This is a genomic window from Microbacterium algeriense (assembly GCF_008868005.1).
Taxonomy (GTDB): domain Bacteria; phylum Actinomycetota; class Actinomycetes; order Actinomycetales; family Microbacteriaceae; genus Microbacterium; species Microbacterium algeriense.
Map to the genome: position 1 here is coordinate 130,648 of NZ_WAAO01000002.1, position 13,118 is coordinate 143,765.

Here is a 13,118-nt window from a genome sequence, read left to right on the forward strand (position 1 = left end):
TCATGTCACCCCGGATCGCCAGGGTCGCCGCGAGCGGGGTCCTGGTCGTCGTGGGAGCCGTGGCCGCCCTCATCGGGTCGGGGTACGGCTTCACCACCGACAACGGTCAGATCGGCGCCGGCTTCATGCCGGTCGTCCTCGGCGTGGTCATGGCGGTGCTCGCCGTGGTCGACGTGGTCGCCACCCTGCGTCGACCCCCGGACGCGGACGCGGGCGCGGGCACGGAGCAGTCCGACATCGACGTGCTCGGCCGTTCGCAGCGCCAGCGGAACGGAATGCTGGCGCTCGTCGTCGGCCTCCTGTTCCTGGCGCTCCTGCTCGTCCCCGTCACCGGGCTGCTCATCGCGCTCGGGCTGCTCGTCGTCGCCATCGCGACGATCGTCGAGCGGCGCCATATCCTCGCTGCGCTCCTCGTGGGCGCCATCGCCATCGCCGTCGTGCACGTCGTCTTCGCCGTCCTGCTGAAGGTGCCGATGCCCACCGGCCTGATCGGACTCATCTGATGATCGAGAACATTCTTCTGGGCTTCCAGACCGCGCTCACGCTGGAGAACATGCTCTGGTGCTTCGTCGGCGTGCTCCTCGGCACGGTCATCGGCCTGCTGCCCGGGCTCGGCTCCACGACCGGCGTCGCCGTGCTGCTGCCGGTCACCTTCACGCTCGAGCCGGTCACCGCGTTGATCATGCTCGCCGGCATCTACTACGGCGCCCAATACGGCGGCACGATCACCTCGGTGCTGATCTCCACGCCGGGCGAGGCGGCCAGCGTGGTCACGACGCTGGACGGCTACCAGATGGCGAAGAGAGGCCGTGCGGGTGCAGCGCTGGCGATCAGCGCCATCGGATCCTTCATCGCCGCGATCATCTCCCTCGCGCTGCTGATGGCACTCGCGCCTCCGCTCGCGGACCTCGCGTTGGAGTTCGGCCCCGTCGAGATGCTCGCGATCATGATCCTCGCGCTCGTGGTCGTCATCACCTTCCAGGGCAAGGACATGATCCGCGGTGCGCTGATGGCCGTCGCGGGGCTTCTCGTCGCGACGGTCGGCATCGCTCAGGGCACCAGCGAGGCGCGGTTCACGTTCGGGAACGTCAACCTGCTCTCCGGCATCCCCTTCGTCGAGGTGATGATCGGTCTCTTCGCGCTCGGCGAAGTGCTGCACCAGATCCGGATGGGCGCAGCCGCTCCCATCCGTGCCCGGTTCCAGGACATGCTGATCACACGCAAGGACGTCAAGGACTCGATGCCGGCGATCCTCCGGGGCTCGGGCATCGGCTTCCTGCTCGGCATCCTCCCCGGTGCCGGGTCGACTCTCGCCTCGTTCATGGCCTACGGGGTGGAGCGCAAGGTCAGCCGCAATCGCGACAACTTCGGCCGGGGCGCGATCGAGGGCGTGGCGAGTCCGGAGAGCGCCAACAACGCGGCCGCGAACGCCAACTTCGTGCCGACCCTGGCACTCGGGATCCCCGGCGGGGCGACGACCGCAGTGCTCCTCGGCGCGTTCACGATCTTCGGACTGCAACCCGGACCGCTGCTGTTCGATACCCAGCCCGCGCTCGTCTGGGGGCTGCTGGTGTCGTTCTTCATCGGCAACGTCCTGCTGCTCGTGCTGAACCTCCCGCTCGCGCCGGTGTTCGCGCAGATGCTGCGGATCCCGTACGGGTACCTCTATCCGATCATCCTGCTGACCTCGCTGATCGGCGCCTATTCGGTGAGCAACAACATGTTCAGCGTGTGGCTGGTGTTCGTGTTCGGACTGATCGGCTACCTGATGAAGGAGGTCGACCTGCCGATGGCGCCGTTCGTGCTGGGGCTCGTCCTCGGGCCTCTGCTGGAGAAGGCGCTGGTCCAGACCAGCGCCATCGGCAAGGGCAACCTGGGCGTGATGTTCGAGAGCCCGATCGCCGTCGGCGTGATCGCCCTGGCCATCGCGGCGATCGTCGTGCCGCGGGTTCTCGCGGCCTTGCGAGGTGCGCGACGCGACGCCCGCGTGTGACCGCACGAAAGACGGATGCCACGACCCCTCAGGGTCGTGGCATCCGTCTTCGCTGTGTGCGGGTCAGCCCGGGTGCGTCATGGACAGCAGGTCGAGCTTCTCGTCCAGCTGCTCCAGCGTCAGGTCGCCGCGCTCGACGTAGCCCAGGTCGATCACGGCGTCGCGCACGGTGATGCCCTTGGCGACCGCGTGCTTGGCGATCTTCGCCGCGGCCTCGTAGCCGATGAGCTTGTTCAGCGGCGTCACGATCGACGGGCTCATGCCCGCGAAGGCCGCGGCGCGCTCGACGTTCGCCTGCAGACCGTCGATGGTCTTGTCGGCGAGCACGCGCGAGGCGTTCGACAGCAGGCGGATCGACTCGAGCACCGCAGTGCCCATCACGGGGATGGCGACGTTCAGCTCGAAGGACCCGGACGCGCCGGCCCAGGCGACGGTCGCGTCGTTGCCGATCACGCGCGCGCAGACCATGAGCACGGCCTCGGGCACGACAGGGTTGACCTTGCCCGGCATGATCGAGGAGCCGGGCTGCAGGTCGGGGATGTGGAGCTCGCCGAGGCCCGTGTTGGGGCCAGAGCCCATCCAGCGCAGGTCATTGTTGATCTTGGTCAGCGAGACCGCGATCGTGCGCAGCGCGCCGGAGGCCTCGACCAGTCCGTCGCGGTTGGCCTGCGCCTCGAAGTGGTCCTTGGCCTCGGTGATGGGCAGCTCGGTCTCGGCTGCGAGCAGCTCGATGACCTTCTGCGGGAAGCCCAGCGGCGTGTTGATGCCGGTGCCCGTCGCGGTGCCGCCCAGCGGGACCTCGGCCACCCGGGGGAGAGCCGACTGCACGCGCTCGATGCCCAGGCGGATCTGACGGGCGTAGCCGCCGAACTCCTGGCCGAGGGTCACGGGCGTCGCGTCCATGAGGTGCGTGCGACCGGACTTGACCGCGTCCTTCCACAGCTCGGCCTTCGCCTCGAGGGCGACGGCGAGGTGGTCGAGGGCCGGGATGAGCGTGTCGATGAGCGCCTGCGTGACGGCGATGTGCACCGAGGTGGGGAACACGTCGTTCGACGACTGCGAGGCGTTCACGTGGTCGTTGGGGTGCACAGCCGAGCCGAGGATGCGCGTGGCGAGGGTCGCGAGCACCTCGTTCATGTTCATGTTCGAGGAGGTGCCGGATCCGGTCTGGTAGGTGTCGACCGGGAACTCGCCGTCGTGCGCGCCGGAGGCGACCTGGTCGGCGGCCTGCGCGATGGCGTCGGCGATGGCGCCGTCGAGGGTGCCGAGCTCCTTGTTGGCCAGAGCCGCCGCCTTCTTGATCCGTGCCAGGGCGGCGATCTGCGTCGACTCCAGCCCCTTGCCCGAGATCGGGAAGTTCTCCACGGCGCGCTGCGTCTGCGCCCCGTAGAGCGCGTTCACGGGCACCCGCACCTCACCCATGGTGTCGTGCTCGATGCGGTACTCGGTGTCGGTCATTCCGAACCCTCCTTGGTTGCGGGGACGGTCCCCTTGGTGTCGGCGTCTTCGTCGATCCCGACCGTGATGACGGGCACGGCGGCGCCCTCGGCCAGACGGTAGTTCGCTCCCACGATGCCGAGCCGGCCCTCGGCGACCGCGTTGCTGATGATCTCGGACGACTGCAGCAGGTCGTGCACGGTGTTGCGCAGGTGCTCGCGTCCGACCAGCTCGGAGTCGATCTCGGCGACGGTGGTTCCGCCGCTCTCGGCGAGCACCTTCCTCGCAGCGGGGACGATCGGCGCGATCAGCTTCCAGATGTGCGGCGGCAGGGGAGCGGCATCGATCGCGGTTCCGTCGATCGCCGCGCGGACGGCTCCGCACGAGTCGTGGGCGAGCACGACGATGAGGGGCACTTCGAGCACCGCGACCGCGTACTCCAGGCTCGCCACGATCGACTCGCCGATCACCTGTCCGGCATTGCGGACGACGAACAGATCACCCAGGCCGAGGTCGAAGATGATCTCCGCGGCGAGGCGGGAGTCGGAGCAGCCGAACAGCGTCGCGACGGGATGCTGAGCGGCTTCGAGGTCCTTGCGGCGGAGCACGTCCTGGTTCGGATGCCGGGGCTCGTCCGCCACGAAGCGGCGGTTGCCCTCCTGCATCTGCGCCCAGGCCGCGGCGGGGGTGAGCGGGTGCGTCATGAGGCCTCCGAGATGGTGCGGATCTGCGGGATGAGGGACTCGGCGAGCTCGGCGGTCGAATCGGGGGACCGCGAGCCGTAGAGGAGGATGTAGTCGTCGCCGGCCTGTGTGCCGATCGCGTACGAGACGTTGGCGTTGGATTCGGCGCGGGCGGGTTCGAAGACGTCCCAGTCGCGCCCGCCGATCCGGACGGTGTCGGTGGGAGCGATGCCGTTGAGCCGCTGCGGCGCCCACGAGGCGTCGGCGTCGAACGCCTGGGCGACCTTGATGAAACCGCGCTCCTCGTCCGCCTTGGGAGCGAGCGTGACCTCCCAGACGACCGTGGCGCCGCTCTGCAGCTCCGCGTCGTTCGCACGCCAGAAGTCGCCGAGCTCCGGGATCAGGACCGGGCTCTGCAGGGAGGACTCGACTCCCTCCGCGATGGCCGCCACGTCGAGGGGAGCGCGCTCCACGGGTTCGCCTCGCGGGACGGCGAAGATGATGACGGCGACCACGGCGAGAGTGACCGCCAGGGCGGCGATGAGGTTGCGCACGGTCTGGCTCGACCGGTACGCCTTGCTGGAGGCGGCCTTGCGGGCCGCGGTCTCGTCGGGCGTCTCCGGGCGGCCGAGCTCCGCGATGATGGGCGGCTGCTTGCTCACAGCTGTGCCCCCGGGGTCTCCGAGTCCGAAGCCTCGGCCCGTGCGGCGTCGAGACGGCGCTTGGCCCCGAGCAGCCATTCCTCGCAGCGGGCGGCCAGAGCCTCTCCGCGTTCCCACAGCGCCAGCGAGTGCTCGAGGGTCGGAGAGCCCTGTTCGAGTTCGGCGACGACCTTCACGAGCTCGTCGCGGGCCGCCTCGAACGACAGCGTGTCCACGGGGATGTCGTTCACGGCGCTCACTCCTCCATCCTACGTCGTGCGCCGCGGCCCCTCGGCTCAGGCGCCTTCCGGGATCTCGCCCTCCGAGCGTGCCGCGAGCGAGCCCCTGTCGAGCGTGATCGTGAGGGAGCTCCCCGACGGCGCGGCTGCGGCATCGCGCAGGATCACCCCGCCGTCGAGGTGCGCGATGGCGTAGCCGCGCGCCAGCGTCGCGGCAGGGGAGAGCGCCCTGAGCGAGGCGCGGAGCTCTCCCGTGCGTCGTCCCGCGTCGTCGAGCTGCCGGTTCACCGCGTCTCTCCCGCGCGACAGCAGAAGCCAGGTCTCCTGTGCGCGGGCGTCGATGATCGGCGCGGGGGAGCGCAGCACCGGGCGTGAGCGGAGCTGCTCCAGCTGCGCGATGTCGTGCGAGATGCGTTGAGTGAGTCGCGTCGTCGCGCGGGACCGCAGCTGTGCGATGAGCGCACGCTGCTCGCCGACGTCGGGCACCACGCGCTTGGCGGCGTCCGTCGGCGTCGAGGCGCGCAGGTCGGCGACGTCGTCGAGCAGCGGATGATCGTTCTCGTGACCGATCGCGCTCACCACCGGGGTGGAGGCGGCGGCGACGGCGCGGACGAGGCGTTCGTCGCTGAAGCCCAGGAGCGTCTGCGGATCTCCGCCGCCGCGCGCGATGATGATGACGTCGACCTCGGGGTCGGCGTCGAGCCGGGAGAGCGCGGCGAGTGTCTCGGGCACGCACCTGTCGCCCTGCACGGCGGCGTACGCGGTGCGGAAGCGCACCTGCGGCCAGCGCAGCTCGGCGTTGCGGTGCACGTCCTTCTCGGCATCCGAGCGCTCGCCCGTGATCAGCCCGATCACGTGCGGCAGGAAGGGCAGCCGCTTCTTGCGGGACGGATCGAACAGTCCCTCCTGACGCAGCTGCACGCGCAGCTTCTCGAGGCGCTCGAGCTGGTCGCCGAGTCCGACGTGCTTCATGGCCGAGACCGTGAAGCTGAAGTCGCCCGACTTGACGAAGTAGTCCGCCTTCACCGCGGCCACCACGTGGTCGCCGATGCCGATGTCGGACGGGATCCGGCCGCGCACGCTCGACCAGACCCTGATCGAGATCTGCGCGTCGGAGCGGGTGTCCTTCAAGCGCGCGAACACGTTACCGGCGCGGACGTTCCAGGACGTGATCTCCCCCTCGACCCACACGGTGTTCCATCGGGCGATGAAGTCGCGGATGGTCGCGTTGAGTCGCGTGACCGAGGTCGGGGCCTGGGCGGTGGAGTCGCGGGGGGCCACCGAATCCGCCGGCGGCGTCTCTCCCGGTCCTGCCGTCGCTTCGAAGACTGTCATCGCTCCCGTTCCTGCCCCCGAGTCTCCCCGGCCCCGCACAGCTGCGCGGCGGTAGAATTCAAGGGTGACTTCGACTGCCGTTCATCTCCCCGTCCCTCGCCTTCCACGCGTGCGCGCGGCGGCCGGGCGGCTTCAGGATAACCCGGTGGCCGGACACAAGCGGGTTCTGCTCGCCGCTCCTCGCGGCTACTGCGCGGGTGTCGACCGCGCGGTCGTCGCCGTCGAGAAGGCGCTCGAGCGCTACGGCGCGCCGGTCTACGTGCGCAAGCAGATCGTGCACAACATCCACGTGGTGACCGAACTCGAGGCCAAGGGGGCGATCTTCGTCGAGGAGGTCGACGAGGTGCCGGCGGGTGCGCACGTCGTCTTCAGCGCGCACGGGGTGTCGCCGGCGGTGGTGAATGCGGCATCCGATCGCGGCCTCCATGCGATCGATGCGACCTGTCCGCTGGTGACCAAGGTGCACCGCGAGGCCGTGCGGTTCGCCCGCGACGACTTCGAGATCCTGCTCATCGGTCACGACGGACACGAGGAGGTCGAGGGCACGGCAGGCGAGGCGCCCGAGCACGTCACGGTCGTCAACTCCCCGGAGGAGGCGGACACCGTCGTCGTGAAGGACCCGAGCAAGGTCGTGTGGCTGTCGCAGACCACCCTCTCGGTCGACGAGACCATGGAGACCGTCAACCGGCTCCGGACCCGCTTCCCCGAGCTGCACAACCCGCCGTCCGACGACATCTGCTACGCGACGCAGAACCGTCAGGTCGCTATCAAGAAGGTCGCCGCGGGCGCCGACCTGGTCATCGTGGTCGGTTCCGCCAACTCCTCCAACAGCGTGCGCCTGGTCGAGGTGGCGCTCGAATACGGAGCGAAGGCCGCCTACCGTGTGGACTACGCCGAGGAGATCCGGCAGGAGTGGCTCGACGGCGTCGAGACGGTCGGCGTCACCAGCGGGGCGTCCGTGCCCGAGGTCCTCGTCCGCGAGGTGCTCGACGCGATCGGCGACGCCGGATACCGCGACGTGGAAGAGGTCAAGACGGCGGAGGAGGACCTCATGTTCTCGCTCCCCAAGGAGCTTCGTCAGGACGCTGCGGGTCAGCGCGACGCACGGGCGCTCGGCGGACGCACCTCCGGAGGAGGCGCGTAGCGTTGAGCGCCGCGGAAGCGGAGCCGACCCTCATCGGGTCCGTGCAGCGCGCACTGCGGCTGGTCGACATCGTCGCCAACTCCCCGCGGCCGCTTCCGCCCAAGATGCTCGCCGCGATCACCGGCCTGACTCCCGGCACCACCTACAACCTGGTGCGCACCCTCGTGCACGAGGGGTATCTCAGCTCCGAACCCGACGGCCTCGTGCTCGGCACGCGGTTCCCCGCGTTCCAGCAGCAGATCGACTCCCGCGGGGTCTTCCTCGCCCGGGTGCGGGCGGCGCTGCGCGAGGTGACGGAAGACGTGGGAGCCACCGCCTACCTCTCCCGTTTCGCCGACGGCGAGATGCACCTGGTCGACATCGTCGACGCCGTCCGCAACCCGCGCATCGAGCTGTGGGTCGGACTGCAGTCCAGCGCCCACGCGACCGCGCTGGGGAAGCAGATCCTCGCCGACCTGCCGGACGAGGATCGACTCGACTACCTCTCCCGCCATCGACTGGAAGAGCTCACGCCGCGAACCATCAGCGACCGGACGACCCTGCTCACGCAGCTGGAGCACTCACCCGGCTGGGCCCTCGATCAGGAGGAGTACGCCATCGGCGCGACCTGCGTGGCCGTCCCCGTCAACGCCCCGGGGGTCACGGCGTCGCTCGCGATCTCACTCCCCGCAGACCGTGCCGTCGTCGATCGCGAGCTCGTCTCGAAACTGCAGCGGACCGCGCGTCGGCTCTCCCTGCAGCTCGGCGCCGATGCGCTGGACGACGGGGCGGAGTTCACTATCTGAAGGAAGACCCCTGGTGCCGCGGCAGGCGTTTTCCTATGATCGAGTGAGCAGCGGTAAACATGAACGCTGCTGATCGCCCGCAGCGTCCCCAGCGCCCGGCGATCATCTGGATGAGGAGCGTCCCCAGCGCACCGCATCCGCGGCCCCGAGAAGTCCCCACTTCTCCGGGGCCGCTATCGTGCCACCGCTCAGGCGGTCCCTCCGCTGTGAACCCGTCTCGGGTCGAGCCGTTAGCATGGCGGGATGACCGATCAGCGGCCCCAGTACGGCGAACTCGCGACTCCCGAGGAGCAGCGACGCGCCGCCGGGCTGCCGCCGCTCAGCGAGGTGGCTCCGCCGCCGCCGCCCATGACGCCGGTGCCGTCCTCGGTCGAGGCCGCCGGTCCGAAGCGGGCTCATCCGGTGGACCGATTCGCCACGATCGGACTGCTCGCCTACGGCTTGGTGAACATCGTGATCACCGGCCTGTCGTACCTGGACCTGCCGCAGGTCATGAACCAGACCATGGACATCCTCGGCATCGAGGGGGAGTTCACGAACTTCGCGCAAGGGAGGGTCTGGGGCACGGTCGCCGCGATCGTCCTCGCCGTCGGCTGGGCGATCACCGCCGCGCTGTCGATCCGACGTCTGCGCAGCGGACGGCTCGCGTGGTGGGTGCCGATCGTGGGTGCGGTGGTGACGATGGGCGTTGTGACGGCCTGCATCGCCGTGCCGATGATGAACGATCCGGCTTTCGTCTCGTACCTGACCTCCGTCGCGAAGTAGCCTCGCCCCCGCCGCAACGGGTACCGCCCGCAGACGCGAAGATGCCCCGGCGGATCCGCCGGGGCATCTGTCATGTCGTGGTGCGGTCAGCTCTTCGACTGTCCGTACGAACCCAGCTGGCGGGTCGACTCGACGACGCGGGCTGCCATCGCGGACTCGGCGACCTTGCCCCAGGCGCGCGGGTCGTACTGCTTCTTGTTGCCGACCTCGCCATCGACCTTGAGCACGCCGTCGTAGTTCTTGAACATGTAGTCCGCGATCGCGCGCGTGTAGGCGTACTGCGTGTCGGTGTCGATGTTCATCTTGATGACGCCGTTCGCGACCGCGAGGGCGATCTCCTCGTCCGTCGAGCCGGAGCCGCCGTGGAAGACGAGGTCGAGCGGCTTGGCGCCGGTGTTGTACTTGGCGGCGACCTCGGCCTGGATCTCGCCGAGGAGCTCCGGACGCAGCTTCACGCCGCCCGGCTTGTAGACACCGTGCACGTTGCCGAACGTGAGGGCGGCGATGTAGCGGCCCTGCTCGCCGAGGCCCAGCGCCTGGACGGCCTGGTCGACGTCGGCGAAGGTCGTGTAGAGAGCCTCGTTCGACCCTTCGTGCTGCACGCCGTCCTCTTCGCCGCCGACGACGCCGATCTCCACCTCGAGGATGGCGTTGATCGCCTTCATCCGGGGGAGGAGCTCCTTGGCGATCTCGATGTTCTCCGCGAGGGGGACCGCCGAGCCGTCCCACATGTGCGACTGGAAGATCGGGTTGCGACCGGCCTTGACCTCTTCCTCCGAAGCGGCGATCAGCGGCTCGACGAAGCCCGCGAGGGCGTCCTTCGGACAGTGGTCGGTGTGCAGGGCGACCGTGACGGGGTAGTTCTTGGCGACCTCGGTCGCGTACCGGGCGAAGGCGAGGGCGCCGGTGGCCCGGGCCTTGACGGTGTGGCCGGCGAAGTAGTCGGCGCCGCCGGTGGTGACCTGGATGATGCCGTCGGAGCCGGCCTCGGTCAGGCCCTGCAGCACGGCGTTGATGGTCTGCGAGCTCGAGACGTTGAACGCGGGGTACGCGAAGCCGCCGGCCTTCGCGCGGTCGAGCATGTCGGCGTACTGATCCGGGGTGGCGACGGGCATGAGAACTCCTGCGGTAGGTGAAGCCGGGACAGGTGCCACTCTATCGGGGAGCGTGCGGCGATGCGGCCCGGGGGATCCGCCGCGAGGCCCGCCCGTCCTGCTCCCGTGTTAAGAATCGCGGATCCTTCGCGCCCGTGTGCCCGAAAGGCCGCGGTCTTCGCGGGTGCGGTGGATAGGCTGGCCGCATGGTGAGTCTGACTGCTGATCTGAGCCCGCTTCGACCCGACCGCAACCTCGCGATGGAGTTGGTGCGCGCGACCGAGGCGGCCGCGATCCGAGCGGTGCCGTTCATCGGTCGAGGGGCGAAGGAGGCGGCGGACGGCGCTGCCGTCGACGCGATGCGCGCCTTCCTCGGCACGGTCGACTTCCAGGGGCGCGTCGTCATCGGCGAGGGCGAGAAGGACAACGCCCCGATGCTCTTCAACGGCGAGGTCGTCGGGACGGGACGCGGACCGCTCTGCGACATCGCGGTGGACCCCATCGACGGCACCTCTCTCACCGCGGCCGGTCGGCAGAACGCCCTGTCCGTCATCGCTGTGTCCGACCGCGGCACGATGCTCGATGCCTCGTCGGTGTTCTACATGGACAAGCTCGTCACCGGACCGGCCGGTGTCGGTGTGGTCGACATCCGCCTCCCCATCGGGGAGAACATCCGCAAGCTCGCAGGGGCGCTGGACAAGCCGGTCGACGAGATCGTGGTCTCGGTGCTCAATCGTCCGCGGCACGAGCAGCTGATCCAGGAGATCCGCGACGCGGGCGCTGGCACGCGTCTGATGAGCGACGGCGATGTGGCCGGCGGGATCAACGCCGCGCGCCACGATGCGCGCACCGACATGTGCGTCGGCGTCGGCGGCAGCCCGGAGGGCATCGTCACGGCGTGCGCGATCAAGGCGCTCGGCGGACACATCCAGGGCCGCCTCTGGCCGCGCGACGACGATGAGCGTCAGCGCGGGATCGACGCCGGTCTGGACATGGACAAGGTGTACGAGGCGGATGACCTCGTGCAGGGGAACAACACGATCTTCGTCGCCACGGGCGTGACCGACGGCCAGCTGGTCGCCGGTGTCCGCCGTGAGCGCGGCTACGTCTACACGGAGAGCGTCGTGCTCCGCGGTGCTTCTGGCACGCTGCGCCGCATCGCCTCGGAGCACCTCGTCTCGAAGTGGCTCTGAGCCGCCTCCCCGGGCGCCGGGAGAGCTGAGGAGCGACACGCGGCAGGAGCGTCCCCGGCGCCATCGTTACCGAGCCGGTATCGGGTCGGTACGGCACGATCCACGCTTCTCCGCGGCCCCGTGTCACAATTGTCACTGGGTTTGTCGCCGTCGACGGAGCCGCCAGGCACCGCAGGCACAGGAGGGCGAACAGATGACAACGCAGCACACGAGTGGCTCCAAGGCCGCGCCGACGAAGATCATCACGACCAATACCGGACGCATCCTCCGGGTGAGTGCGGATGCCGAATCGGTGGCCCCCAAGCCGCCCGTCACGGTTCAGCAGACTGCGGTCACGGACCCCGCGCGACGAGCCGACGTGCTCTTCCGCGTCCGTCGCGCCGAGGGGCACGAGATCAGCGCCTGGTGGATGATCGGCGCCTTCCTCGCCACGAGCGGCCTCGTCATCCTGCTGCTGAGCGGCGTTCCCGGCGCTGCCTGAACGAGGGGCATTCTTTCCGGTCCGCGCCGGAGAGACCCGCTCAGTCGCCGTCGAGGCGTATCCGCACCTCGCCCACATCCGCACGGAGTGATGCGGCGGTCACAGCACTCCCAGCCTCCGTCGCGTCCTCGTGCCCAGGGGCATCGGGCGCTATCAGCTCGGGTGCGGTGAAGCGGCGTGTGGTCCCGGCGGCGGCGGGGGGAGCGGAGGACAGCGCCGAGGCGTCGACGCCGGGGAACTGTCGAGCTGTCACCAGCACGCGGGTCTCGAGAGAACCGGCGAAGCGGTTGTAACTGTCGACTGTGCGCTCGAGAGCCCTGCGGAGGTCGTCGGCGTGCCCGGCGAGAGTGCCCAGGCGGTCGTACAGCTGCGTGCCCAGTGCGAGCAGGGTGCGTGCCTCGGCGGATACCTCCTGCTGCGTCCAGGTGAAGGCCACCGTCTTGAGGACCGCCCACAGGTTGACGGGTGAGGCGAGCGCGACGCGGCGGCTGAACGCGTAGTCGAGGAGTGTCGGATCCTCGTCGATCGCTGCGGCGAGCAGCGACTCGCTCGGCAGGAAGCAGATCACGAACTCGGGGCTCGCATCGAGTCCCGCCCAGTACGCCTTCTTCGCCAGCGCGTCGACGTGCGCACGGACCGCCTTCACATGGCGCTGCATGAGAGCACGGCGCTGCGGCTCGTGTGCGTCTCCTGCCGGCAGCGCGGATGCCTCGAGATAGGCATCGAGGGGGACCTTGGCATCGACGGCGATGGAGCTGCCGCCGGCGAGACGCACGACCATGTCGGGTCGGCCCTGACCGCGATCGGACGAGATGGTCGCCTGCAGATCGAAGTCGACGTGTCGCGTCAGCCCCGCGGCCTCGACGACACGGCGCAGCTGCGTCTCGCCCCACACACCGCGGGTCGCGGTCGAGCGCAGGGCCCCGGCCAGTGATTCGGTCGTCGCGCGCAGCGCTTCGTCGGACTCCTGGGCACGTCGCAGCTGCTCTTCCAGGGTGCCGAACTGCGCGTGGCGTTCGCGCTCGATCGCCGTGACCTTGTTCTGCATCTGCTGCAGACTCTCCCGCACGGGAGCGAGCGCGGTCAGGACGGCGTTCTGCTGCTGCACCCGCTGCGCTTCGGCACGCTGCTCGTTCCGCGCGTGCTCGACCGCATCGCGGTACAGATCGTACTGGCGGTCGCGGTCGTCTCTGGCCGCGGAGAGCTCGGCCTGCAGGCGGGCGACATCGGCGGCACCGTGTCCGGCGCGCAGGAACCATCCCACGGCGACACCGGCGGCGAGGGCCAGCAGCACGAGAGCGATCGACAGAGCATCCATGTGTTCATGA

14 protein-coding genes are annotated in these 13,118 nt (G+C 69.5%); 7 read left to right on the plus strand and 7 right to left on the minus strand.

Annotation, left to right across the window (positions count from 1 at the left end; genetic code table 11):
• The first annotated feature begins 2 nt into the window (after window positions 1–2).
• Both F6A08_RS08230 and F6A08_RS08235 read left to right on the plus strand, forming a co-directional pair.
• Window positions 3–503, plus strand: coding sequence for a tripartite tricarboxylate transporter TctB family protein (locus tag F6A08_RS08230; protein WP_026049937.1), 501 nt, complete (start codon window positions 3–5; stop codon window positions 501–503).
• On the plus strand, window positions 503–1,993 hold the full coding sequence (locus F6A08_RS08235) for a tripartite tricarboxylate transporter permease (protein ID WP_151459217.1): 1,491 nt from the start codon (window positions 503–505) through the stop codon (window positions 1,991–1,993). Before F6A08_RS08230 ends, F6A08_RS08235 begins: the two co-directional genes overlap by 1 nt.
• A gap of 63 nt (window positions 1,994–2,056) precedes the next feature.
• On the opposite strand, the gene F6A08_RS08240 is transcribed toward F6A08_RS08235, so the two are convergent.
• Genes F6A08_RS08240 through xseA form a run of 5 tightly spaced genes read right to left on the minus strand, consistent with a single transcriptional unit; the run spans window position 2,057 to window position 6,328 of the window.
• The gene (locus F6A08_RS08240; RefSeq protein WP_017203924.1) at window positions 2,057–3,451 is read right to left on the minus strand and encodes a class II fumarate hydratase; all 1,395 of its coding nucleotides are present in this window, start codon (window positions 3,449–3,451) and stop codon (window positions 2,057–2,059) included.
• Window positions 3,448–4,134 (minus strand): carbonic anhydrase, encoded by a 687-nt coding sequence (locus F6A08_RS08245; protein ID WP_017203923.1) that lies wholly within the window; start codon window positions 4,132–4,134, stop codon window positions 3,448–3,450. The genes F6A08_RS08240 and F6A08_RS08245 overlap by 4 nt, the downstream gene beginning before the upstream one ends.
• Entirely contained in the window at window positions 4,131–4,775 is a 645-nt protein-coding gene (locus F6A08_RS08250; RefSeq protein WP_151459218.1) for a DUF4245 family protein, read from the minus strand. The genes F6A08_RS08245 and F6A08_RS08250 overlap by 4 nt, the downstream gene beginning before the upstream one ends.
• Window positions 4,772–5,014 (minus strand): exodeoxyribonuclease VII small subunit, encoded by a 243-nt coding sequence (locus F6A08_RS08255; protein ID WP_026049935.1) that lies wholly within the window; start codon window positions 5,012–5,014, stop codon window positions 4,772–4,774. The genes F6A08_RS08250 and F6A08_RS08255 overlap by 4 nt, the downstream gene beginning before the upstream one ends.
• Before the next feature lie 36 nt (window positions 5,015–5,050).
• Window positions 5,051–6,328, minus strand: coding sequence for an exodeoxyribonuclease VII large subunit (xseA, locus tag F6A08_RS08260; RefSeq protein WP_151459219.1), 1,278 nt, complete (start codon window positions 6,326–6,328; stop codon window positions 5,051–5,053).
• A 109-nt stretch (window positions 6,329–6,437) separates the two neighbouring features.
• Between xseA and F6A08_RS08265 the strand changes: the two genes are divergently transcribed.
• The 3 genes from F6A08_RS08265 (at window position 6,438) to F6A08_RS08275 (ending at window position 9,022) form a co-directional block, all read left to right on the plus strand.
• Window positions 6,438–7,472: a 4-hydroxy-3-methylbut-2-enyl diphosphate reductase gene (locus F6A08_RS08265; protein ID WP_372507446.1), complete on the plus strand. Its 1,035-nt coding sequence runs from the start codon at window positions 6,438–6,440 to the stop codon at window positions 7,470–7,472.
• A 2-nt stretch (window positions 7,473–7,474) separates the two neighbouring features.
• Window positions 7,475–8,257, plus strand: a complete 783-nt coding sequence (locus tag F6A08_RS08270) for an IclR family transcriptional regulator (RefSeq protein ID WP_017203921.1) — start codon at window positions 7,475–7,477, stop codon at window positions 8,255–8,257.
• 243 nt (window positions 8,258–8,500) lie between these two features.
• Window positions 8,501–9,022, plus strand: a complete 522-nt coding sequence (locus F6A08_RS08275; protein WP_151459220.1) for a DUF6264 family protein — start codon at window positions 8,501–8,503, stop codon at window positions 9,020–9,022.
• 86 nt (window positions 9,023–9,108) lie between these two features.
• Here the strand turns inward: F6A08_RS08275 and fbaA are convergent, their stop codons facing one another.
• Window positions 9,109–10,137: a class II fructose-bisphosphate aldolase gene (gene fbaA / locus F6A08_RS08280; protein WP_017203919.1), complete on the minus strand. Its 1,029-nt coding sequence runs from the start codon at window positions 10,135–10,137 to the stop codon at window positions 9,109–9,111.
• 185 nt (window positions 10,138–10,322) lie between these two features.
• Here fbaA and glpX point away from each other — a divergent pair, with 185 nt between their 5' ends.
• Window positions 10,323–11,309 (plus strand): class II fructose-bisphosphatase, encoded by a 987-nt coding sequence (gene glpX / locus F6A08_RS08285; RefSeq protein ID WP_017203918.1) that lies wholly within the window; start codon window positions 10,323–10,325, stop codon window positions 11,307–11,309.
• 193 nt (window positions 11,310–11,502) lie between these two features.
• Window positions 11,503–11,790 (plus strand): hypothetical protein, encoded by a 288-nt coding sequence (locus tag F6A08_RS08290; RefSeq protein WP_124895148.1) that lies wholly within the window; start codon window positions 11,503–11,505, stop codon window positions 11,788–11,790.
• Window positions 11,791–11,830: 40 nt separating this feature from the next.
• Here the strand turns inward: F6A08_RS08290 and F6A08_RS08295 are convergent, their stop codons facing one another.
• On the minus strand, window positions 11,831–13,108 hold the full coding sequence (locus tag F6A08_RS08295; RefSeq protein ID WP_151459221.1) for a DNA recombination protein RmuC: 1,278 nt from the start codon (window positions 13,106–13,108) through the stop codon (window positions 11,831–11,833).
• Window positions 13,109–13,118 lie beyond the last annotated feature (10 nt).